Raw genomic sequence first — 19801 nt, 5'->3', positions numbered from 1 at the left:
CGTTGCCGCGTGGGCAGTCTCTGTCGCGCGTCGTGCGAACGCTGATTTTTGGTCACGCATCCCCGTGGTCACGATAAGTTTTCTTATCACAATAGTGCTATTGAAGATCGGAACTCGCATTTGCGCAAACGCCCCGCATGCAACGGGGCGTTCGCGTTTCAGCGCCCGATCGGCAACCCGGTCGGCTCGATCCAGCCCAGCTTGTAAGCGATCAGCAGCGACAGGAACAGCGTGACCGACAGCCCGACGCGCGCCGCCAGCGACCATGCCATCCGCTTGGACTTGCCGCGATCGTGATTCATGAAATACAGCGCGAAGATCAGGCTCGCGATGATCATCGCGAATGCCACGGAAACCAGCAGAGTTTTCATTGGTGATGCCCTTGAAGATCGGAATCGGCCTGAATCAGTTCGGCCAGTTTGTGCCGCTCGTCGGCGAGCGCGCCGACGCCCGACGCAGGCCAGTCCAGCGCGACGCCGTTGCCCAGCGAGTCGCGCACGAGCGCCTGGTAGCGCCGGTCGTTGATCCGGCCGTGGTCCATCGTCTCCGAGATCTCGCGCCGGAACGGCAGCGGGAAACTCGCGTACGCGCGCGACAGCGCCGCATATTGTCTCGCATCGATCTCTTTCGACGATGGTATGACAGTCCAGATCACCACAGCCACGATGGCCGTGAACGGGATCGCCGTATAGCGAAGAATGAACTTGATCGGGGTCATGAAACGGTGGGCAGAAGTGATCGCGAATGCGCGCGGCGCGCCCATACGGTAGCGAAACCGCAATCGGGCCGCAGTCAGGCCGCGCCGGACGACATTGTACTGAAAGCCCTATTCGACTAACAGAGTATGATAATGGCATTATCATGTTCGTCACATGATTCGAGAGACCTGGCACCTGTGCGCAGGCGGCGTGCCCGCCCTGCCGTCCGGTGCCGGTCGTCATGTCCATGCCCGCGACCCGCGGCGATTGAGCGAAGCCCCTGAGCCCCTATGCCAGCGCAGTACTTTCGAAACCTGACGGGAAAACACCGCAGCGCGACCGCGAACCGTCAGCTCGGGTTCTCGCTGGCGTTCGTCGCCGGCGCGGCCAATGCCGGCGGCTTCCTCGCGGTCAAGCAATACACGTCGCACATGAGCGGCATCGTGTCGGCGATCGCCGACCAGGCGGCGCTCGGCGACGTGCGGCTCGCGCTGGCGGGCATCAGCTCGCTGGGGTCATTCCTGATCGGCGCCAGTTGCTCGGCGATCCTCGTCAACTGGGGCCGCCGTCGCGGCCTGCACAGCCAGTACATGCTGCCGCTGCTGGTCGAGGCCGCGCTGCTGCTCCTGTTCGGGCTGCTCGGCAGCCACCTCGCGCTGTGGGAAACCTTCTTCGTGCCGGTGACCGTGACGCTGCTGTGCTTCATCATGGGGTTGCAGAACGCGACGATCACGAAACTGTCGGGCGCGGAGATCCGCACCACGCACATGACCGGCATCGTGACCGACCTCGGCATCGAGCTCGGGAAGCTGTTCTACTGGAACCGGTCGGCGGTCGACGTCGACGCGCATGCGGTCATCGCCAACCGCTCGAAACTGCGGATTCACGCGACGATGCTCGCGTCGTTCTTCATCGGCGGCCTGGCCGGCGCGATCGGCTTCAAGCATGTCGGCTATGTGTCGACCGTGCCGCTTGCCGCGGTGCTCGTCACGCTCGCGATCGTGCCGGTGATCGACGACCTGCTCGTGTTGCTCCGGAGCAGGCGCTGATCGCGCACCGGGAGCGCGCTTTCGGCGGCGGCGCCGAAGGCGGATCGATTATAATTTGATTAACATACCGACCACCCTCGCCTCGCAATGGAAACGAAAACCGCCCGCCTGACCGTCCTGATCGACCCCGCGAAAAAGGAAGCCTTCGAGATGCTCTGCGCGGAGCAGGATCTCACGCCGTCGCAAGTCGTGCGGCAACTGATCCGCGAGTATCTCGACCGCCACGGCGTGACGTACAAGACCAAGAGCGCGCTCGGCAAGCGCGTGAAGTAACGGCCGGCCGGACAGGCCGCGCCTGCCTGCAGGCTACGCGCCGATCTCCCATCGCCCGTGCGGCTGCGCACGCATCACCAGCCGCTGCGGGTCGACGCTCTCCCCGGCCTTCATCCGCCTCGCCGTGGCCGCCAGCTTGAGCTCGCCGGCGCGCGCACACGCAAGGGCGCGTTCGAGCAGGATCCGCAGCGACGGCAGCCGGCTGCCCCCCTTCCATGCGAACGCGATGAAGTTGTTGTCGTCGCCGCACGGCGCCAGCGTGTACGACGCGCCGAATACGGCGCGCAACTGCTCGAGATGCTCGGGCAGCGCGGGATCGTCGTCCATGAAGTTGATTGCCAGCACGCCGTTTTCGCTCAGGCGCGCGTGACAGGCGGCGAGGAATGCGGCGCCCGTACAGCGGCCCCGCATGCCGTCGGCGACGAACGCGTCGTGCAGGATCACGTCCGTCCGGACATCCGCCCTTGCCAGATGATCCGCGCCGTCGGCGCACACCACCGTGAACCGGCCGTCATCAGCGGGAATCCTGAATACGTCACGCAGCGCGATCACGTCCGGGTTGATCTCGACCGCGTCGATCGTCGCGCCGGGCAGGTGCCGGTAGCAGTACTTCGCCAGCGAACCGCCGCCGAGCCCGAGCATGCAGATGTGCGCAGGCTCGGGCTGCAGCAGCAGAAAGCCCATCATCACGCGCGTATAGCCGAGCTCGAGCCGGCCCGGATCCCGGAGCGACATGAAGCTCTGCGTGCCGAAATGGTCGAAGTGCAGTGAAAGCGCGTGCTGCGTCTCCAGCACGAACGGCCGGCCGTCGTTCAGCGGCGTCGCCAGGAACCTGACGAACGCGTCGTAGGAAATTCGATCCTCGGCCATGAACGGGCTGTCGATTGCTGACGGTCGATGCGAGCGTGCGCGCTCAGACTTTCTTCAGGTAGCAGGCCTTCAGCATGAAGCCACCCATGTCGGTCTTGCAGTCGACCTCGTGATCGCCGCCGACGAGCCGGATGCTCTTGACCTTGGTACCCATCTTAAGCGTGATCGACGAGCCCTTCACGCGCAAATCCTTGATCAGCACGACCGAGTCGCCATCCGACAGCACGTTGCCGTTGGCGTCCTTGACGACGTCGCCCGCCGGTTCGTCGCCCGTTTCGGCGCCGGCGCCGGCCGACCATTCATGGCCGCAGTCCGCGCATACGGTCAGCGTGCCGTCCGGGTAAGTGTTTTCCATCGCGCATTGCGGGCAGGCGGGGGCGGCGTTCATTGCAGCTTCCATTCAGGGGGAGTTGAGTCGTCGATAAAAAGGCCGGACACGCTGGCAGCGTCGCCCGGCCCGCCTGAAGGCACGCGCCGACGGGTCGGCGAGCCGACTCCGGCGCACACGACATTATAATGCAATACACATAGCTTGGCATCTGTATTATAATCAGCGTTTTCGCGCCGTTCGCCGGACTTGCCGCCAGTTTCACCGAGAATGCCGGCACATGAATGCAGGATGCACATGCCCCGGCGGCGCTGCCGGCTTACCGACGTCATGCGGAAAAACGCGTTTCTCCCGTGCCTGGCGCACCGCCGGCCCGGCGCCGCACACCGATCCCGACGTTCCGTCCAGAGGCTCTCCGACATCGTGGCAACCGTTGTGTACGTTGAAATCGGCCCCGCGTGGAACCGCAACCGCGGCTACGCCGCACGAGCAGCAGCCGTCGACGCGGCGCGCGGCTTCGAAAGCAACATCCTGCTGATCGCGAACGGGATCAGCAGCGACGCGAAGGACAGCGCCGCCGTCGCGGCGCTGCAGGTGCACGGCGGCACGTCCGCCCAGGTGCTGGCCACCGGCCCCGACGAGGAGGCGGCGCTGCAGGCGCTGCTGCCCGTGCTGCAGGCGAGCTGAGCGGCGCGCCGCCCGATGTCACGGCACTCCGCCCACCCCGAATCCCCTTTTCACGAGGAAGCGATGAGCGACAACTTCACGCCCAACACCCCGAACCTGTCGGCCTCCGCCATCTGGGCGCTCGAGCGCCTCGCCGACGTCCGCTACGGGCGCGACGCACCGGCGCTCGGCTGGTCGATCGCGAGCGAACTCGTCAGCGCGGGCTTCGTCAGCCATCCCGCACACGGCCGCTCGGGCGCGTCGATCACGGCCGAAGGTCGGACCTTCCTGAAGAACCGGAAGTAGACCGCCGGCGGCCGCGAATCAGCTTGATCCCTCCGGGCATCATGTCGAGTGCCGGATGCACATCGGACGGGCGGCGCACCGCTTGAAAGTCCGGTTATCGCGCGGGAAGCCGATGGAATGGCACCCGCTTCCCGTACGGCGTCGTCGATGCGGCGGCATCACCTCCGGCCGCCCGCACCGCAGCCCGTCCGTGCAAGGGTTTTGCTATCATTCCGGCTCCCTGTCTTGCCGAATTGGACATGCCCGCTCGCAGCGGGCCGCCGTCGCCTGCCGTCAATCGCACGTCGTCGCTCGCCGAGGAACATCGCCGGCCGATCTGCCTGCCGGTGCGTGAACGGGACCCAACCAGCGCGGCATCGACATGCCGACGGCCTGCCCGTCCCATGCCCCTCCTCTCCGGAAGCCACGATGCCGCCCGTCTCCTCCCCGCCCGTTCTCGACACGCCGCGTCTCATCCTCGAAGGCCATCCGCTCGGCGACTTCGAAGCGCTCGCCACGATGTGGGCCGAGCCGAAGGTCGTCGAGCACATCTTCAACGGCACGCCGTCCGCGCCGCGCGATTCGTGGATGCGCATGCTCGCGTATCGCGGGCTGTGGCCGCTGCTCGGCTATGGGTACTGGGCGATTCGCGAGAAGGCGTCGGGCCGCTATGTCGGCGATCTCGGCTTCGCCGATTTCCACCGGGTCATCGAGCCGTCGATTCGCGACGTGCCGGAAGCCGGCTGGGCCCTGGCGACGTGGGCGCACGGCAAGGGTTACGCGACCGAGGCGCTCTCGGCCGCGCTGGCGTGGCTCGACGGGCAGCACCGGTTCGAGCGCAGCGTGTGCCTGATCGCGCCGACCAACGTCGCGTCGATCCGCGTGGCGGAAAAGGCGGGTTATGGGGAGCCGGTGCCGATCCGGTTCAACGACACCGACTCATTGCTGTTTTCGCGCGCGCGCCGCTAGGCTGCCGGCGTACGGGTGACGCGGGCGGGCCGTATGGACGGCACCGGCGCGCCCTCGCCGCTCACTCCACGACCGGTTCGTACAGGGTCGTGAAGAGCCCGTGGTCCATCGGCCAGCAGTTGCCGCGATCATCGCGCAAGATCCAGTCACCCGACTTCACCGAACGCCAGCCTTCCGGTGTGGCGATCGCACGCCCGCCTTCACGGGTTTCCACCCGATCATGGTCGCCATCAGCGAACCACCGTGTTGCATCGACATAACTGACGCGTTTTCGAAATCGCATACCGCCACCGAAATGTTGAGACCTGACCGGCACGTTCAAGGACCTGTCCGTGTCAATGCGTGTACGGCGCGAAGCGCCGTGAAATGGATGAGCGCCACGAATGGGATCGGGCGGCCATGACATCCGACCCGGGCGACGGCGGCCGCGACGCCAGCCGGGTGTCGTGCAACGCCTCGCGGCCCGCCGCGACGCGTGCCTCCAGCGTTTCCCGTGCGGTGATCGAGATCCGGATATCGATCTCCCGCATTCTCCCGATCGCCGCGTGAACCTCGTCGGGTTGATCGGGTGACAGCGCCAGCAAGAACGCCGAACGTGTTTCTGCGGCCCGGACGGCCTCGCTCCAGTCGGCGTCGGCGACCGCGACTTCGATCGCGTTCGTGAGTGAATCGAGGCTCCGGATGATTTGAAGCGGTGTCATTTCGCATTCCTGTCAGAACATCGTTCCGGCCATACGTTTGCCGCCGGGAAGGCGGGGTGACGTCGACATTGATTCGCGCGCGTCGAGCACCGGCAGTGCCGTACCGAACGGACGCACCGGGCGAGCAATGGCACGCTGCCGGTCACCACCACCGCGTTGGCATTCCCTTCGACGGCCGGCCGGAAGCCGGTGTGCGTGATGCTCGCCACCGCGTCGCCACGATTGTAAGGACCTGTCCGTTGCCCGTTTCGTAATATTTTGTAATGATATGTGGAGCAATCTTTACCGGCTGGCGGCCCGCGCGGATGTGCTTTCCACGCGCCATTTTTCCGCAAACGTTTTCGCGCGAACGACACCGCGCCTGCTGCCCTTGCCGGCCATGAACCGGATCCCGCGCCTGACCTTATCGCCCAACCATCGCCCGGTTCCGCGACGACACGCTTCCACCCCTTCGCCCCTTTGCGTGGCTGCATGGCCGGGGTGATGCGCGTGCGGACCGGGCGGCCGAGCGATGCAGATTTCGCCACATTCCACCGGATTGTTCGGACGTATCATGCGCGTCTCTTCAGCCACCCCATGGTCGGACTGGGCTTGAACGCTCGCCACTTTCCCGTTTCATCCCCTCGTTTAGCGATGCCCATCCGAATCCTGCTCGTCGAAGACGACGTTCAATTGTCCTCACTGATCGCAGACTATCTGCGCATGCACCAGTACGAGGTGGACCGCCTGTTCGACGGCACCGACGCCGTCGCCACGATCGTCGCGCGTCACCCCGACCTGGTGCTGCTCGACATCAACCTGCCGGGCAAGGACGGCTTCGAAATTTGTCGCGAGGCACGCATGCAGTACGACGGCATCGTCATCATGATGACGGCCCGTGACGAACAGTTCGACGAATTGCTCGGCCTAGAATTCGGCGCGGACGACTTCCTCCGCAAGCCGGTCGAGCCGCGCATCCTGCTCGCGCGGATCAAGGCCCACCTGCGACGGGTGCGCATGCGCCCGGACGACGTCGAGCCGGCATCGCCGCATCGTTTCGAGTTCGGCAAGTTTTCGATCGACCGGGCCGATCGCAAGGTTCGTCTTCCCGACGGTAGCGCACCCCGCCTGACGTCGACCGAGTTCGACCTGCTGTGGGCGCTCGTCTGCCGCGCCGGCGAGGTGGTCAGCCGAAAGGACCTGACGCTGCTGCTGCGCGGCATCGAGTTCGACGGCTTCGACCGGTCGATCGACGGCCGCATTTCGAAGCTGCGCCGCAAGCTGCGTGACGACCTGACGGAACCGAAGCGAATCAAGACGATTCGCAGCAAGGGCTATCAGTTCAGCAAGCACGCGTGGGACTGACACGCTGCACTCAGGTGCCCGTCGTCTTCTCGCCGCGCGCGGTGACGGGCGTCTCGGGGGCGCGCGCGAGCCCCTGCGCGAACACCTTCAACCCTTCGAGCAACGGCGTCAGCGCGTCCCACAGCGCTTCGTCGTGCAGCAGCCGGTACGCGCCGCGCACGCCGGGTGCGACATGCTCGTGCTGCGCCGGCTGCCACGCGCCGACGTGATGCAGCGCGTCGGCGGCCGCGAACACGGCCTTGCCGAACTGTTCGGGCGGAATGCGCGACAGCGCCGTCAACAGCGCCGCGAGATTCTGCATGCCGCTCTGCATGCCCGGCTTGTCGAGCGCGTCGACGAACGTGTCGGCCAGCCGCGCGTTCGCGCTGACGACCTCGGTCGCCAAATGCAGGAATCCGTGCTGGTGCAGGCTGCCGAGCAAATGCTCGAGCGCATCGTGCGCGCTGGGCGCCGGTTGCGGCGGTGTCGTATCGGGGGACTGGCGTTCGGTCATCGGCTTGCTCCGGTTGGGACGCCACGTGGCCGCCGCGACGGCGGCCACGCGCGCCGGTTGCATCTCGTTCGTCTGACACCGCCCGCCCGGCGGCAGGCCGGGCAGGTGCGCACACCGCGTGCCGCTTGAGCCGCGGCGATTGCATGCGCGGGTTTCATCGGCGAGCCATGCGGCCCGCGTGTCGAACGGCCGGGCCGGTACGCGCCGACCGGCCGCCGCCCTACCGCATGTTTCCCGTATGGCCCAGCGAATAGCGGCCCGGCTGCGGCCACACCGTCAGGCCGTGCGGCTCCATGCCGACGGGAATCTGCCGGACCGCGCCGCTCGTGGTGTCGATCGCGTAGACGACGTCATCGAAACGGCCCGACAGCCACAGCGTGGTGCCGTCCGCGCTGACGTTGCCCATGTCGGGGCTGCCGCCGCCGGGAATCGGCCAGGTCGCGACCACCTGGCGGGTCGCGAAATCGAGCACCGATACGCTGCCCTTGCCGTGGCGCGGCCCATGGACGCGATTGGAGCCGCGATTCGCGATATAGAGCTTCGTGCCGTCGCGGCTCGGGTACAGGCCGTGTGTCCCGACGCCGGTCGGGATGAAGCCGATCTTCGTGAAGGCGTCGCCATCGACGACGTACACCCCGTCCGCCATCATGTCGGCGACGTAGAACACCTTGCCGTCGGGCGACACGCGAATGTCCTGCGGCATTCCTTTCCGGTCGAGCTCGAGATAGCCGACCACCTTGCGGTTCACGAAATCGATCTTGGCCAGCTTGCCGCCGAACTCGCACGTGAAGAGCGCATACCGGCCGTCGATCGAAAAATCGGCATGGTTGATTCCCTTGCATTGCGGCACATCGAGGCTCGATTTCAGCGCCATCGTCTTCGGGTCGCGGAAGTCGAGCCGCGCATGTGCCTCGGCCACCACGATTGCGTCGTGGCCGTCGGGCGTGAAATACATGTTGTACGGATCGTCGATGTTCACTGGCTGGCCGGGCTTGCCCGTCTTCGGGTCGATCGGCGTCAGGCTGCCGTCGGTTCGCCCTTCCGCATTGTTTGCGACCCACAGCGTCTGCAGGTCCCAGGCCGGCACGACGTGCTGTGGGCTACGGCCGACCGCGAACCGGTCGACGACCTGGTACGTGGCCGGGTCGATCACGTAGACGTCGTTCGATCTCAGGTTCGGCACGTAGATGCGCGGCAACGCGCCCGCTACCGCGGCGCTCATGCGGCCGGCCTGCGCCTCGCTGTACAGGTTGTCGGGATGGACGACGGGCGGCATGCCGGGTACGGTCGCGACGGCGGCCGCCGCGATCGCCCCGCGGGCACCGACGGCCAGCGCCGCCACGATGACGGCCGCGGGACGGGAGAAGCGAAGATGACGGCGAAAGCGCGGTTGCATGACGGTGTCCCGGTTCGATTGAAGGGAACGACGACCAAGGTGGCGCGATGGGGCGGCTGCGTCAGCGGCCGGCGATGTCCTTTCTGATCGCGTCGACGGTGCGCGACACGATGGCGTCGGTGCCCAGCCGGCCGAGTTCGACACTCGCGTGACGCGGATCGCCGCCGTAGACGCCGTCGACGGCGCCCGGCTTCGCGGCGTTGCGCAGCTTGTCGACCCTGACCATGCGTGGCTCGACCGCCAGCAGCAGCGCCGTATCGGCCAGCCCCGCATGCGTGCCGATATCCGCGGCCGGCACGCCGTGCTCGCGCAGGATCTGGTCATAGCCGTCGGAACTGGTGCCGTAGTACGCGGCCGGCACGAACGCGCGCGCCCCCGTGCCGGCCCACGACTTGTTGAGCCGCGCGACGGATTGCTTGATGTCGTTCTGGTAGCCGCCGTGGTCGCCGAGGAACACGATGTTCGTGAAGCCATGGACGCGGAAGCTGTTGGCCGCGGATTCGAGGGTCTTTTCGAAGACGCCGTCGGGCACGGTGATCGTGCCCGGGAAGCGCATGTGCGACGTCGGCGGCGCATAGCCGCCCTCGGGCACGTAGGCGATGACGGGCGCGACGATCGCGTTGCCGAGGCCTTCCGCGATCCGCTCGGACAGCACCCTGACCCGCGCATTGTGCTTGCCGAGCGCGACGTAAGGGCCGCTTTGCTCGGTCCCGCCGATCGGAATCAGGATCGTGGTCTTGCCGGCCCGGATGCTGTCGCGCAGCTCGGTCCAGGTCATGTCTTCGAGTTGCACCGTGCCCGGCGCCTGGGCGAGCACGGGTTGCGCGACGGTGACAGCGAGGGCGGCGAGGATGGCGCGTGGCAGGCATTTCATCGCGGATTTCCGGCGGAAGGAAAGAGACGACGCGGCGTTCCCTCGCACCATAAACGAACTCGCATGACTTGTCGCTGACCGACGCATGACGCTTCACGCCGCAGGTCGAGAGAAAGGCTTTCGTCAGGATGCCGTCTTGCGTCGTGACGCCTGTCACTCCCGGTCAGCCCGCGACGAGCCGATTCGCTGCGCGGATCCCGGCACCTCGCCCCCGCGCCTCATCTGCGCCCATCACGCCGGCAACACGGCCACCGCCTTGATCTCGACGATATAGCCGGGCGCGCCGCCCAGCATGTGCGCACCGACCGCCGTCCACGCCGGCTTCGGGTGCGCGGCAAGGTAACGGTCGCGCACCTGCATGAACAACGGCAGGTCGCGCATGTCGGTATGGAAGGTCGTCAGGTCGACCACGTCGTTGAACGAAGCGCCGGCCGCCTCCAGCACCTGCTTCAGGTTCTCGAACGCCTGCACGATCTGCGCTTCACGGCCTTCGACGAGCTGCATCGCCGCATCGCGGCCGATCTGGCCGGACACGTACAGCGTATCGCCGACCATCAAGCCCGGCGCATAGCCGATTTTCTCGTACACCGCTTCCATTCCCGCCGGAACGATGGCTTTGCGATCATGCATGGGAGTCTCCTTGGCCGACGCCGTCGCGCCGGCCGGTGAATATGTTGTCAATGAACACACGTTGAGCACGTGCAAGCGGCGTCACGACACGCCGCTCAACCCGTATCGCCGCCCGCGACCGGCAGCACCGTGCCGGTGATGTAGCTCGCCTCGTCGGACGCAAGGAACAGGATCGGCGCGATCTGCTCGTCGAGGCTGCCGTAGCGCTTGAAGAACGTCGATTCCGTGACCTGGCGCACGGCCTCGCCCATCCATGCCTGTTCCTGCTCGCTGTCGCCGGCGGCATTGCGCGGCACGCGGCGCGGCGGCGCGCTGGTGCCGCCCGGTGCGGTTGCCACGACCCGAATGTTGTGCTCGGCGTACTCCATCGCGAGCGCCGCCGTCAGCGCATTGACGCCGCCTTTCGCCGCCGAGTACGGCACGCGGCGGATGCCGCGCGTCGCGTTCGACGAGATGTTGACGATCGTGCCGCCGCCGCGCGCGAGCAGGTGCGGCAGCACCGCGTGGCACGTATAGAGCGTCGGCATCAGCGAACGGCGGATTTCCGCGTCGATCTGCGCGGGCTCGAATTCGGCGAACGGGCGCATGCGAATCGCGCCGCCGACGCCGTTGATCAGGATGTCGATGCCGCCGAACGTCTGCGCGGCGTGCGCGATCGCCGCGTGCGCACCGTCGTAGGTTTCGAGATCGGCGACGAAGCCGGCCGTCTCGCCACCGGTTGCTTCGGCCGCGACGTCGGCGACGAAATCCGCGCGATCGACGAACAGCACCCTGCCGCCTTCGGCCGCCGCGCGCAGCGCGACGCCGCGGCCGATGCCCTGCGCGGCGCCCGTGACGACGATGACCTTGCCAGAGAATCGTTGCATGATCACGCCGCCTTTGCCGTAACGTTGGGGGTAAATTTCTCGTAGTGGAAGCTGTTCGGCTTCACGCCTTCGTCGTCGAAGTACTGGCGCACCGCGTCGACCATCGGCGGCGGCCCGCACAGATACACGTCGACGTCGCCGTCGTTCAGCGCCTCGGCGGGGATGTGCTGCGTGACCCAGCCCTTGCGCGGATGGCTCGACGCCGCCTCCGCGACGACCGTCGCGAAGCTGAAGTTCGGCAGTTTCGCCGCGTAGGCTTCGATCGCGTCGACCAGCACGAGGTCGAGATCGCGCGTCACGCCGTAGATCAGGTGCACCTTCTGCTGCGACCCGGTACGCGCGAGCACCTCGAGCATCGACAGGAACGGCGCGAGCCCCGTGCCGCCCGCGAGGAACAGCAGCGGGCGCTGCACGTCGCGCAGGTAGAAGCTGCCGAGCGGCCCGTGCAGTTGCAGCGTGTCGCCGGGCTGCGCCGATTCGAGCCACGTGCTCATCACGCCGCCGGGGATCTTCTTGATCAGGAAGCTGACCTTCGCGTCGGCCGGCGCCGACGAGAACGAGTACGACCGGTGCTGCCCGCTCGCGGGCACGTCGATGTTCACGTACTGGCCCGGCAGGAACACCGGCGCGGCCGTGCCGACGTCGAGTTCGAGCACGACGGCCGCGTCGTTGTGCTGCTCGACCTTCGTCACCGTGGCCGCGAAGCTGCTCTGGCCGGTCTTGCATGCGACCGACGACGTCGGCACCGCGATCACGCAATCGCTCTGCGGCACCATCTGGCACGTCAGCACGAGGCCGCCGTCCTTTTCGTCTTCGGTGAGCGCGTCGTCGATGTAGTCGTCGCCGAGGTCGTAGCTGCCGCTTTCGGCGCGGCACTTGCAGGTGCCGCACACGCCGTCGGAGCAATCCATCGGCAGGTTGATCTTCGCGCGGAAGGCCGCGTCGAGTACCTTCTCGCCGGCCTTGCAGTCGATGAAGCGGGTTACCCCGTCCTCGAAGTTCAGTGCAATCTTGTAGCTGGACATGGCGTCGCCTCCACTTCCTTGTCTTTGATGACGAAACAACGGGCGTCAGACGTGATAGACGTCGAGCACCTGCCGGATGTAGTCGTTCTTCAGCACGATCTTCTTGTACGAGATCAGCAGTTCATCGCCCACCTGGCGCAACGTGACGAACATCGTGCCGAAGAAGTGATCGGTCACGCGGTAGCGGTGGTTCAGCGTGTGAAAGTTGTAACGCACGTCCACCTCGCCGTCGCGTTCGGCCAGCACCTCGACGTTCGTCACGTTGTGGCTGGTGCGCGGCTCGGGCGTCGATGCGCCGCTGCGCTCGGTCTTGATCCGGAACACGCGATCCTCGAGGCCGCCGCGGTCCGGGTAGTACATCAGCGAGATCTGGCTCTGGTGATCGTCGGTCGGCCGATCGTCGTCGTCCCACGCGGGCATCCAGTACGTGACGTCCTCCGTGTAGCAGGTCAGCCATTCGTCCCACTGGCGATCGTCCAGCAGGCGCGCTTCGCGATACAGCGCCGCGCAAATGATCCGGTAATCGAAGCTCATGCTGCCACCTCCCCGCGTTCCTTCTTCAGCGCATCGCGCATCACGTGCACCCAGTGTTCGTGCTGGCACACGAACAGCCCTTCGTCCTCGCTGCGCTCGCCGGAAATGCGCGGGTTCAGCCCCATCTTCTTCGCGTTCTCGTCCGGGCCGTCGACCCACAGCGGCGCACCGCGCGACAGGTCGTTCCACATCGCCGTGATACCCGCGTAACCGGCCTGGCATGCGCGGAATTCCTCGAGATCGTCGGCGGTGCCCATGCCCGTCACGTTGAAGAAATCCTCGTACTGGCGGATCCGCACCGTGCGATCGGTCTCGCTCTCGCCCTTCGGCGCGAAGCAGAAGATCGTGACCTCGGTCCTGTCGACGCCGAGCGGCCGCACCACGCGGATCTGCGTGCTGAACTGGTCCATCAGGAACACGTTCGGGTACACGCACAGGTTGCGGGTCTGGTTGACGATGAAGTCGGCCTGCACGTCGCCGACGCGCGCCTTGATCTCGTCACGGTGCTGGTACACCGGCCGCACTTCCGGGTTCATCGTCTGCGTCCACAGCAGGATGTGGCCGTTGTCGAAGCCGTACACGCCCGCGACCGACTTGCTCCAGCTGTTCGCATCGACGGCCTTGGTGCCGTCCTCCTTGCGGCGGCCCATCGTCGCCGCGTAGTTCCAGTGCACGGTGCTGACGTGGTAGCCGTCGCAGCCGTTCTCCATCTGCATCTTCCAGTTGCCTTCGTAGATGTAGGACGAGTTGCCGCGCAGCACTTCGAGCCCGTTCGGCGCCTGGTCGACGATCTGGTCGATGATCACGCGCGCTTCGCCGAGGTAGTCCTCCAGCGGCAGCACGTCGGCGCTGAGGCTGCCGAACAGGAAACCGCGATAGTTCGCGAAGCGTGCGACCTTCTTCAGGTCGTGCGAGCCGTTCGTGTTGAACTGCACCGGATACTCGGTCGTCTTCTCGTCCTTCACCTTCAGCAGCTTGCCGGTGTTCGAGAAGGTCCAGCCGTGGAACGGGCACGTGAAGCTGCCCTTGTTGCCGTGCTTGCGGCGGCACAGCATCGCGCCCTTGTGTGCGCAGGCGTTGATCACCGCGTGCAGCTCGCCGGTCTTGTCGCGCGTGATCACGATCGGCTGGCGGCCGATCCACGTCGTGTAGTAGTCGTTGTTGGCCGGGATCTGGCTTTCGTGCGCCAGGTACACCCAGTTGCGCTCGAAGATGTACTTCATCTCGAGCTCGTACAGCTCGGCGTTCGTGAAGATGTCGCGGCGGCAGCGGAATACGCCGGCTTCCTTGTCGTCCTGCACGGCGGTGGCGAGCAGGTGATCCAGGTCGGTGGCTTGGTCGATCGTGGCGGACATGTTGGCTCCTCCCATGCGCGTGCCGCGTCCTGCAAGCACGCTCGCATCGGTAATCGGTTGAATCTCGCGGAAACCCGGCCGGCGGCGGCGTATCGGCGCCGCGCCGGCGGGCGGTGGGCAGTTACGCCGTCGCGGCTGCGCGCGGGCGGTGGACGATCTGGTTGTCCTTGCCCTGCACCCGTGGCGTCAGCACGAAGTTGAACTCGATGTCCTGGTACGCATCGGCCTTCATGCCGAGCGCCGTGCCGCCGGTCTTGTCGACCACGGGCGGGATCAGCTCCTCGCGCGTCGCATACGCGAAGTCATCCCAGATCAGCGGATCGCCTTCGATGTTGAACTGCGTCGTCAGCTTGCGGTGGTCGGGGCTGTCGACGAAGAAGTGCACGTGCGCCGGGCGGTTGCCGTGGCGGCCGAGGCTGTTCAGCAGTTGCTGCGTCGCGCCCTGCGGCGGGCAACCGTAGCCGACCGGCATCAGCGTGCGGAATTCGTACTTGCCGTCAGCGCCCGTTCTTACCGCGCCGCGCAGGTTGAACTCGCTCTGCTTGCCGGTCGGGTCGAAGTGCGAATAGAAGCCGTGCGAGTTCGCGTGCCAGCATTCGACCAGCGCGCCCGCGACCGGCTTGCCGTCGAGGCCGGTGACCGTGCCGTGGATCACGAGCGGGCCCGCGCCGTCGTCTTCGTCGAGGTCGATCTTCGACACGCCGTCGCGCACCGGTGCGCCCGCCACATACAGCGGCCCTTCGATCGTGCGCGGCGTGCCGCCGTCGAGGCCGGCCGCCTGGTCCGCGGCGTCCATCCGGATGTCGAGATACTTCTCGAGGCCGAGGCCGGCCGCGAGCAGCGCCGCTTCGCCGTCCTGGCCGAGCTTGTTCAGGTAGTTGACGCCGGCCCACACCTCGTCGGGCGTGATGTCGAGATCGTCGATCGCCTTGAACAGGTCGCCGAGCAGCCGCAGCACGACCTGCTGCGTGCGCGCGTTGCCGCCGTTCGTGCCGTTCGCGCCCGCGTTCGACGCGGCCTTCAGCAGATCCTGCACTTCCCGGGACTCGAAAACTTTGACGCTCATGATGGTGTCTCCACGTGTATTGGGGGGAATGACGGCCGTTGCCTGGCTCGGGTTATCTATCGCGCGACTTTCGTCAGCCCGTCGCGGGTGAAACGCCTGACCTTGTCCTCGTCGAGTTCGATGCCGAGGCCGGGGCCGTCCGGCACGGTCAGTTCGAAGTCGCTGTAATCGAGCGGCTGCGTGAGGATCTCTTCGGTGATCAGCAGCGGCCCGAACAGTTCGGTGCCCCACTGCAGGTTCGCGACACTCGCGAACAGGTGCGCCGACGCCACGGTGCTGAACGCGCCTTCGAGCATCGTGCCGCCGTACAGCTCGATGCCGGCCGCATCCGCGATCGCGGCGACGCGCTGCGCGGCGAACAGGCCGCCGCTTTGCTCGATCTTGATCGCGAACACGTCGGCGCCGTGATGCTTCGCGATCTCGAATGCGCTGTCGGGGCCTTGCAAGATTTCATCGGCCATCAGCGCGACCGGGAAGCGGCGCATCAGGCGCGCCAGCGCCGCGGCCGAGGCCACCGGCTGCTCGACCAGTTCGCAACCGGCATCGGCCAGCGCCGGAATCGCGCGCGCGGCTTGCGTTTCGCTCCACGCCATGTTCACGTCGACCCGCACCGACGCGCGATCGCCGACGGCCCGCTTGATCTCGGCCACATGGCGGATATCCGTCTCCGGCGCTTTCGCGCCGATCTTCAGCTTGAACACGTTGTGGCGGCGCAGGTCGAGCATCCGCTCGGCTTCGGCGATGTCGGTGGCCGTGTCGCCCGATGCGAGCGTCCAGGCGACCGGCAGGCGATCGCGGCGGCGGCCGCCGAGCAGCTCGCTCACCGGCACGCCGAGCCGCTTGCCATGCGCGTCAAGCAGCGCGGTTTCGAGTGCGCTCTTCGCGAAGTGGTTGACCTTCGCGAGCGCGCCGAGGAACGCCATCAGCGTCTGGATGCGCGTCGCGTCCCGGCCGATGATCGCCGGGGCGAGATACGTGTCGATCGCCAGCTTCATCGCCTCGGGGCTTTCCGGGCCGTAGGCCATGCCGGCGATCGTCGTGCCTTCGCCGAGGCCCGTCACGCCGTCGCTGCAGCACACCTTGACGAGCATCAGCGTCTGGCCATGCATCGTGGCCACCGACAGCTTGTGCGGGCGGATCGTCGGCAGGTCGACAAGGCGGGTTTCGATGCGTTCGATGGTGACGGTGGACATGGGGCACGCCGTGGAGGTGAAGTTCTTGAGGCGATTTATACGTCTCGGCCAGATCGAGCGTCCAATACTTTTAGGCGGTCATTTCAATACCTGACAGGTATTGAAATTCGGGGATATTCAGTCGATTTAGCTGGTTACCATACCCTCAATGACAGGCAAGATGACCGGGAAGCCGCGCTGGATCGAGGGGAGCGGCCACCCTGGAGGCGGACGACCGGAGACGGGAAAGGCATCGGCCGCCACGCGCGCGGCGACGCAAAAAGGCGGCCTCGGCGGGCCGCTGTCAGGGTTTTCCTGATGCCTCGCTCGGGGGCTCGGGGCGAGTTTCTCGATATGCGCGGTTGGCGGCCGGCTTCGCGGGCGTGGGTTCGAGCGGTTGTCGGGTCAAGACGCTGCGGCGCCGGCGAGATTCACGTCAGCGGTGGTTGCGCATCGGGTCGGGCGCGCGAAGGGCTCGGCGTCAGCGTGGCCCACCTCGCGCGCATGCCGGCCGGCTCCGGCACTTCAACCGCCGCACCGCCCCCAGGCGCGGCGGCACCGCATCACGACTCCCCATCGACACCCGCGTATCCACCCAACCTACCCTCGACTCCGAATCCATCGTCAGGCAACGGCAGCCGCCCGAGCACCCGCTCGACCTCCAGCGCGACCGCGATAAGTTCGCGATCGGTGCCGGCCGCCCCGTCCAGCGCGAGGCCGACCGGCAGCCCCGCCGCCGTCAGGCCGGCCGGGACGGTCATGCCCGGTACGCCGGCATTGCTGCCCGGCTCGGTATTCCGGATGTAAGTCGCGAACACCGACGCAGGCTCGCCGTTGAGCATCATCGCGTCGCCCGCCGGAATCGGGCACGCGGTCGCGATCGTGGTCGGAAACACCAGCGCGTCGGCGCCGCTGTCGGCGAGGCACTGCCGATACGCGGCACGCGAGCGCGTACGCCGGTCGAGCGCGGTGCGGTACGCCGCTTCGCCGATCCCGTCGGGGCCGGTGATATGGCGGGCGATCTTCGCGACGTCCGGGCTTCCCACGTTCGCGACGATGTCGTCGACCGACAGGTCGTAGCCGTTCTCGACCAGATACGCGTGCATCGACGACCGGAATTCGTACAGGGCAATGACGGCCGGCTCGTCGTCGAAGAACCCCGGATAGTCGTTCAGGTCGATATCGACGCACTCGAAGCCCGCCTGCGCCAGTTTCGCCACCGCGGCATTCGCCGCCCTTTCGACATCTTGAGCGAGGCCGCGCCAGAACGTCGTGCGCGGAACCGCCAGGCGCACCGGGCGCGTCGCACTGCGGATCGGCAGCGACGCGCTCGCATGGGTGCCGGTGCCGGACAGGATCGCGTCGAGCAGCGCGATGTCCTCGACCGACCGCGCGATCGGGCCGACGGTGTCGCGCGTGCGCGAAATCGGCGCGACGCCGCCCGACGGGTAGCGCCCCACCGTCGGGCGAAGGCCGACGGCACCGCACAGCGCCGCCGGAATCCGCACCGAGCCGCCGGTGTCCGTCCCGAGCGCGGCGGGCACCACGCCCGCGCCGACCAGCGCGCCCGAGCCGCTGCTGCTGCCGCCCGGAATCCGGTTGAAGTCGTACGGGTTGCGTACCGCGCCGGTCACGCGGTTGTTGCCCGACACGCCGAACGCCAGCTCGTGCAGGTTGGCCTTGCCCGCGATCAGCGCCCCTTGCGCGAGCAGCCGCGCGACGACCGGCGCATGCTGCGGCGGCACGCGGTTGTGCAGCGCCAACGTGCCGTTGCCGGTCGGCAGGCACGCGGTGTCAATGTTGTCCTTGATCGCGATCGGCAGGCCCAGCAGCGCGTGCGGGGTGGCCGACGTCGCGAGGTCGCGGTCGCAGCGGGCCGCTTCGGCGAGCAGCCGTGCTTCGTCGACGCACGTAAAGCCGTTCAGGTAGCGCCAGCGGGCGTGCCGCTCGATCATGGCGTACGCGTATTCGACGCAGGAGAACTCACGGCGCAGGATCGCGTGCCGGGCTTCGGTGAGCGTCAGGGTTCCCAGGGTGGGCATCGTCGTCGTTCCTCGTAACGGGGGATCGTCACAAGGTAGGGCGCGCCGATTTTGACGCCCATCATCACAATGGATGACCCTCGGTCGTCGGCCGTGCGACCCGTTACGCCAGCGCGGCCGCGAGGCTCGCGCGGTTGGGGACGCCCTTCTTCGCCATCACGCGCCGCAGGTGCGTGCGGACCGTCGGCACCCCGATGCCGAGCGTGCGCGCGACGTCCTTGTCGGTGTAACCGGCGGCAACCAGCCGCGCGACGTCGCTCTCTCGCCCGGTCAGCCCCGCGCACGCATGGCGCCGCCGCAGCAGCGCGCGCCGGAAAAACGGCTCGATGCCGTTCAGCAGCAGCTTGTCGCGTTCGGTGAAATCGGGCCGCCCTTGCGCCCGCCAGATGCGCAGGTCGCCCACATGGGTCGCGCCGTCGAACGCATAGACGTTGATGCCGTGGTGCATGCCGTCGCGGCACAGGAAATCGTTGTAGAACTCGGTCTGCTCCAGTTCGCGCCGGCTGACCACCTCGTCGACGCAGGTCGCCACGCGGCGCGCGCGCAGTGGCGGCGTGACCGGATCGATATGCTGGAACCACGCTTCGTAGCGGGCGATCTGCGACGGATCGACGTTGTACGCGAAGCCGTTGCGCCACAGGCCGGTGTGTTCGTCGCAATCGAACGACGCGGCGAAATCGGCGCGGAGCAGCTGCGTGATCGCGGGCAGCACGACCGTCCTTACGTCGACGACCGGCCCCAGTTCTTCCAGGCGGGCGACGATGTCGCCGAACAGCCGGAGTTCCTCCGGGGTGATATCGGACGCGGAAAGGTTCATGACGGACGGTTCCTCGGCAAGCCGGTGGAGAACACCTGCATCGAGCGCTGCGATGGGCGCTTTCGCGGCGAAGGCCCGAACGGGCGCCGGTTTGTCGCGATGCGCCATGTTACCCGGCGGATCGACGCATTGCGTATCGACGTACATAGCCCACCTTTTCTACCGACGGGCGGCACGTCCGCCCGCCAGTCCTTTGCCTCGGTTATTCATACAGGCGGGTTTAACGCCACTGCTAGTATGGCTCCTGGGCAGCACTATCTTCACCGGGCACGCCCGGAGATCCCGAGGGAAGAGTCGGATTCGGATTTTCTGCCCCGGGTGGCTCGCTGGGATATAGCATCCGGTATA

General features: G+C 66.8%; 25 protein-coding genes. 6 read left to right on the top strand and 19 right to left on the bottom strand.

The window, feature by feature from the left end; genetic code table 11:
• Positions 1–158: 158 nt before the first annotated feature.
• Positions 159–371: a twin transmembrane helix small protein gene (locus tag CFB34_RS34670; RefSeq protein WP_006489184.1), complete on the bottom strand. Its 213-nt coding sequence runs from the start codon at positions 369–371 to the stop codon at positions 159–161.
• Positions 368–718 (bottom strand): hypothetical protein, encoded by a 351-nt coding sequence (locus CFB34_RS34665; protein WP_089444220.1) that lies wholly within the window; start codon positions 716–718, stop codon positions 368–370. The genes CFB34_RS34670 and CFB34_RS34665 overlap by 4 nt, the downstream gene beginning before the upstream one ends.
• Positions 719–988: 270 nt before the next feature.
• On the opposite strand from CFB34_RS34665, the gene CFB34_RS34660 reads away from it, so the two are divergent.
• The gene (locus tag CFB34_RS34660) at positions 989–1747 is read left to right on the top strand and encodes a YoaK family protein (RefSeq protein ID WP_089444189.1); all 759 of its coding nucleotides are present in this window, start codon (positions 989–991) and stop codon (positions 1745–1747) included.
• Positions 1748–1834: 87 nt separating this feature from the next.
• Positions 1835–2020, top strand: coding sequence for a ribbon-helix-helix protein, CopG family (locus CFB34_RS34655; protein ID WP_021158209.1), 186 nt, complete (start codon positions 1835–1837; stop codon positions 2018–2020).
• A gap of 33 nt (positions 2021–2053) precedes the next feature.
• Here the strand turns inward: CFB34_RS34655 and CFB34_RS34650 are convergent, their stop codons facing one another.
• From CFB34_RS34650 to CFB34_RS34640, 3 genes are read right to left on the bottom strand one after another with little or no spacing between them, the layout of a single operon-like run.
• On the bottom strand, positions 2054–2890 hold the full coding sequence (locus CFB34_RS34650; RefSeq protein ID WP_089444188.1) for a spermidine synthase: 837 nt from the start codon (positions 2888–2890) through the stop codon (positions 2054–2056).
• A 43-nt stretch (positions 2891–2933) separates the two neighbouring features.
• Entirely contained in the window at positions 2934–3278 is a 345-nt protein-coding gene (locus CFB34_RS34645; protein WP_021158207.1) for a zinc ribbon domain-containing protein YjdM, read from the bottom strand.
• Positions 3275–3550: a hypothetical protein gene (locus CFB34_RS34640; protein ID WP_143329558.1), complete on the bottom strand. Its 276-nt coding sequence runs from the start codon at positions 3548–3550 to the stop codon at positions 3275–3277. Before CFB34_RS34640 ends, CFB34_RS34645 begins: the two co-directional genes overlap by 4 nt.
• A gap of 91 nt (positions 3551–3641) precedes the next feature.
• Here CFB34_RS34640 and CFB34_RS34635 point away from each other — a divergent pair, with 91 nt between their 5' ends.
• From CFB34_RS34635 to CFB34_RS34625, 3 genes are all read left to right on the top strand, one after another.
• Positions 3642–3905, top strand: coding sequence for an HPr family phosphocarrier protein (locus tag CFB34_RS34635; RefSeq protein ID WP_179243783.1), 264 nt, complete (start codon positions 3642–3644; stop codon positions 3903–3905).
• A gap of 63 nt (positions 3906–3968) precedes the next feature.
• Positions 3969–4190 (top strand): hypothetical protein, encoded by a 222-nt coding sequence (locus CFB34_RS34630; RefSeq protein ID WP_089444187.1) that lies wholly within the window; start codon positions 3969–3971, stop codon positions 4188–4190.
• Positions 4191–4598: 408 nt separating this feature from the next.
• On the top strand, positions 4599–5138 hold the full coding sequence (locus CFB34_RS34625) for a GNAT family N-acetyltransferase (RefSeq protein WP_089444186.1): 540 nt from the start codon (positions 4599–4601) through the stop codon (positions 5136–5138).
• Between the two features lie 61 nt (positions 5139–5199).
• Here the strand turns inward: CFB34_RS34625 and CFB34_RS34620 are convergent, their stop codons facing one another.
• Positions 5200–5454 (bottom strand): hypothetical protein, encoded by a 255-nt coding sequence (locus tag CFB34_RS34620; RefSeq protein WP_242808801.1) that lies wholly within the window; start codon positions 5452–5454, stop codon positions 5200–5202.
• A gap of 19 nt (positions 5455–5473) precedes the next feature.
• On the bottom strand, positions 5474–5839 hold the full coding sequence (locus tag CFB34_RS34615; RefSeq protein WP_242808750.1) for a hypothetical protein: 366 nt from the start codon (positions 5837–5839) through the stop codon (positions 5474–5476).
• 633 nt (positions 5840–6472) lie between these two features.
• Between CFB34_RS34615 and CFB34_RS34610 the strand changes: the two genes are divergently transcribed.
• On the top strand, positions 6473–7183 hold the full coding sequence (locus CFB34_RS34610) for a response regulator (RefSeq protein ID WP_089444184.1): 711 nt from the start codon (positions 6473–6475) through the stop codon (positions 7181–7183).
• Between the two features lie 10 nt (positions 7184–7193).
• On the opposite strand, the gene CFB34_RS34605 is transcribed toward CFB34_RS34610, so the two are convergent.
• The 12 genes from CFB34_RS34605 to CFB34_RS34550 form a co-directional block, all read right to left on the bottom strand.
• Positions 7194–7676, bottom strand: coding sequence for a DUF1641 domain-containing protein (locus tag CFB34_RS34605; protein ID WP_089444218.1), 483 nt, complete (start codon positions 7674–7676; stop codon positions 7194–7196).
• Positions 7677–7896: 220 nt separating this feature from the next.
• Positions 7897–9072, bottom strand: coding sequence for a YncE family protein (locus CFB34_RS34600; RefSeq protein WP_089444183.1), 1176 nt, complete (start codon positions 9070–9072; stop codon positions 7897–7899).
• A 61-nt stretch (positions 9073–9133) separates the two neighbouring features.
• The gene (locus CFB34_RS34595) at positions 9134–9946 is read right to left on the bottom strand and encodes a creatininase family protein (protein WP_179243782.1); all 813 of its coding nucleotides are present in this window, start codon (positions 9944–9946) and stop codon (positions 9134–9136) included.
• Between the two features lie 231 nt (positions 9947–10177).
• Entirely contained in the window at positions 10178–10576 is a 399-nt protein-coding gene (locus CFB34_RS34590; protein ID WP_089444181.1) for a RidA family protein, read from the bottom strand.
• A 95-nt stretch (positions 10577–10671) separates the two neighbouring features.
• Complete coding sequence (benD, locus tag CFB34_RS34585; protein WP_089444180.1) at positions 10672–11442, bottom strand: benzoate diol dehydrogenase BenD; 771 nt, start codon at positions 11440–11442, stop codon at positions 10672–10674.
• A gap of 2 nt (positions 11443–11444) precedes the next feature.
• Positions 11445–12467 carry a benzoate 1,2-dioxygenase electron transfer component BenC gene (benC, locus tag CFB34_RS34580; RefSeq protein WP_089444179.1) on the bottom strand — a complete coding sequence of 341 codons (1023 nt, stop codon included), beginning with the start codon at positions 12465–12467 and terminating at the stop codon, positions 11445–11447.
• A 45-nt stretch (positions 12468–12512) separates the two neighbouring features.
• Positions 12513–13001, bottom strand: coding sequence for a benzoate 1,2-dioxygenase small subunit (gene benB, locus CFB34_RS34575; protein WP_089444178.1), 489 nt, complete (start codon positions 12999–13001; stop codon positions 12513–12515).
• Positions 12998–14356, bottom strand: a complete 1359-nt coding sequence (locus CFB34_RS34570) for a Rieske 2Fe-2S domain-containing protein (RefSeq protein ID WP_089444177.1) — start codon at positions 14354–14356, stop codon at positions 12998–13000. The genes benB and CFB34_RS34570 overlap by 4 nt, the downstream gene beginning before the upstream one ends.
• A 121-nt stretch (positions 14357–14477) precedes the next feature.
• Positions 14478–15422: a catechol 1,2-dioxygenase gene (catA, locus tag CFB34_RS34565; protein ID WP_089444176.1), complete on the bottom strand. Its 945-nt coding sequence runs from the start codon at positions 15420–15422 to the stop codon at positions 14478–14480.
• Between the two features lie 56 nt (positions 15423–15478).
• A complete protein-coding gene (locus CFB34_RS34560; RefSeq protein ID WP_089444175.1) occupies positions 15479–16615 on the bottom strand; it encodes a muconate/chloromuconate family cycloisomerase in 1137 nt (378 codons plus the stop codon).
• 542 nt (positions 16616–17157) lie between these two features.
• Positions 17158–18636, bottom strand: coding sequence for an indoleacetamide hydrolase (gene iaaH / locus CFB34_RS34555; RefSeq protein ID WP_089444174.1), 1479 nt, complete (start codon positions 18634–18636; stop codon positions 17158–17160).
• A 103-nt stretch (positions 18637–18739) separates the two neighbouring features.
• A complete protein-coding gene (locus tag CFB34_RS34550; RefSeq protein ID WP_089444217.1) occupies positions 18740–19453 on the bottom strand; it encodes a helix-turn-helix transcriptional regulator in 714 nt (237 codons plus the stop codon).
• Positions 19454–19801 lie beyond the last annotated feature (348 nt).

The sequence above is a fragment of the Burkholderia sp. HI4860 genome (assembly GCF_002223045.2).
In the GTDB taxonomy this organism is placed as follows: Bacteria; Pseudomonadota; Gammaproteobacteria; order Burkholderiales; family Burkholderiaceae; genus Burkholderia.
Note: the sequence above shows the minus strand (reverse complement) of the source record. Positions and strands in the feature narration are given on the sequence as shown.

Bases quoted from the DNA above. Each gene is read 5' to 3' on its own strand.
- CFB34_RS34590 (WP_089444181.1), bottom strand. From the start codon at position 10,576: ATGCATGATCGCAAAGCCATCGTTCCGGCGGGAATGGAAGCGGTGTAC.
- CFB34_RS34655 (WP_021158209.1), top strand. From the start codon at position 1,835: ATGGAAACGAAAACCGCCCGCCTGACCGTCCTGATCGACCCCGCGAAA.
- CFB34_RS34625 (WP_089444186.1), top strand. From the start codon at position 4,599: ATGCCGCCCGTCTCCTCCCCGCCCGTTCTCGACACGCCGCGTCTCATC.
- benB (WP_089444178.1), bottom strand. From the start codon at position 13,001: ATGAGCTTCGATTACCGGATCATTTGCGCGGCGCTGTATCGCGAAGCG.
- benC (WP_089444179.1), bottom strand. From the start codon at position 12,467: ATGTCCAGCTACAAGATTGCACTGAACTTCGAGGACGGGGTAACCCGC.
- CFB34_RS34670 (WP_006489184.1), bottom strand. From the start codon at position 371: ATGAAAACTCTGCTGGTTTCCGTGGCATTCGCGATGATCATCGCGAGC.
- iaaH (WP_089444174.1), bottom strand. From the start codon at position 18,636: ATGCCCACCCTGGGAACCCTGACGCTCACCGAAGCCCGGCACGCGATC.
- CFB34_RS34650 (WP_089444188.1), bottom strand. From the start codon at position 2,890: ATGGCCGAGGATCGAATTTCCTACGACGCGTTCGTCAGGTTCCTGGCG.
- CFB34_RS34550 (WP_089444217.1), bottom strand. From the start codon at position 19,453: ATGAACCTTTCCGCGTCCGATATCACCCCGGAGGAACTCCGGCTGTTC.
- CFB34_RS34600 (WP_089444183.1), bottom strand. From the start codon at position 9,072: ATGCAACCGCGCTTTCGCCGTCATCTTCGCTTCTCCCGTCCCGCGGCC.
- CFB34_RS34615 (WP_242808750.1), bottom strand. From the start codon at position 5,839: ATGACACCGCTTCAAATCATCCGGAGCCTCGATTCACTCACGAACGCG.
- CFB34_RS34570 (WP_089444177.1), bottom strand. From the start codon at position 14,356: ATGTCCGCCACGATCGACCAAGCCACCGACCTGGATCACCTGCTCGCC.
- CFB34_RS34665 (WP_089444220.1), bottom strand. From the start codon at position 718: ATGACCCCGATCAAGTTCATTCTTCGCTATACGGCGATCCCGTTCACG.
- CFB34_RS34605 (WP_089444218.1), bottom strand. From the start codon at position 7,676: ATGACCGAACGCCAGTCCCCCGATACGACACCGCCGCAACCGGCGCCC.
- CFB34_RS34560 (WP_089444175.1), bottom strand. From the start codon at position 16,615: ATGTCCACCGTCACCATCGAACGCATCGAAACCCGCCTTGTCGACCTG.
- benD (WP_089444180.1), bottom strand. From the start codon at position 11,442: ATGCAACGATTCTCTGGCAAGGTCATCGTCGTCACGGGCGCCGCGCAG.
- CFB34_RS34595 (WP_179243782.1), bottom strand. From the start codon at position 9,946: ATGAAATGCCTGCCACGCGCCATCCTCGCCGCCCTCGCTGTCACCGTC.
- CFB34_RS34660 (WP_089444189.1), top strand. From the start codon at position 989: ATGCCAGCGCAGTACTTTCGAAACCTGACGGGAAAACACCGCAGCGCG.
- CFB34_RS34640 (WP_143329558.1), bottom strand. From the start codon at position 3,550: ATGACGTCGGTAAGCCGGCAGCGCCGCCGGGGCATGTGCATCCTGCAT.
- CFB34_RS34645 (WP_021158207.1), bottom strand. From the start codon at position 3,278: ATGAACGCCGCCCCCGCCTGCCCGCAATGCGCGATGGAAAACACTTAC.
- CFB34_RS34630 (WP_089444187.1), top strand. From the start codon at position 3,969: ATGAGCGACAACTTCACGCCCAACACCCCGAACCTGTCGGCCTCCGCC.
- CFB34_RS34610 (WP_089444184.1), top strand. From the start codon at position 6,473: ATGCCCATCCGAATCCTGCTCGTCGAAGACGACGTTCAATTGTCCTCA.
- catA (WP_089444176.1), bottom strand. From the start codon at position 15,422: ATGAGCGTCAAAGTTTTCGAGTCCCGGGAAGTGCAGGATCTGCTGAAG.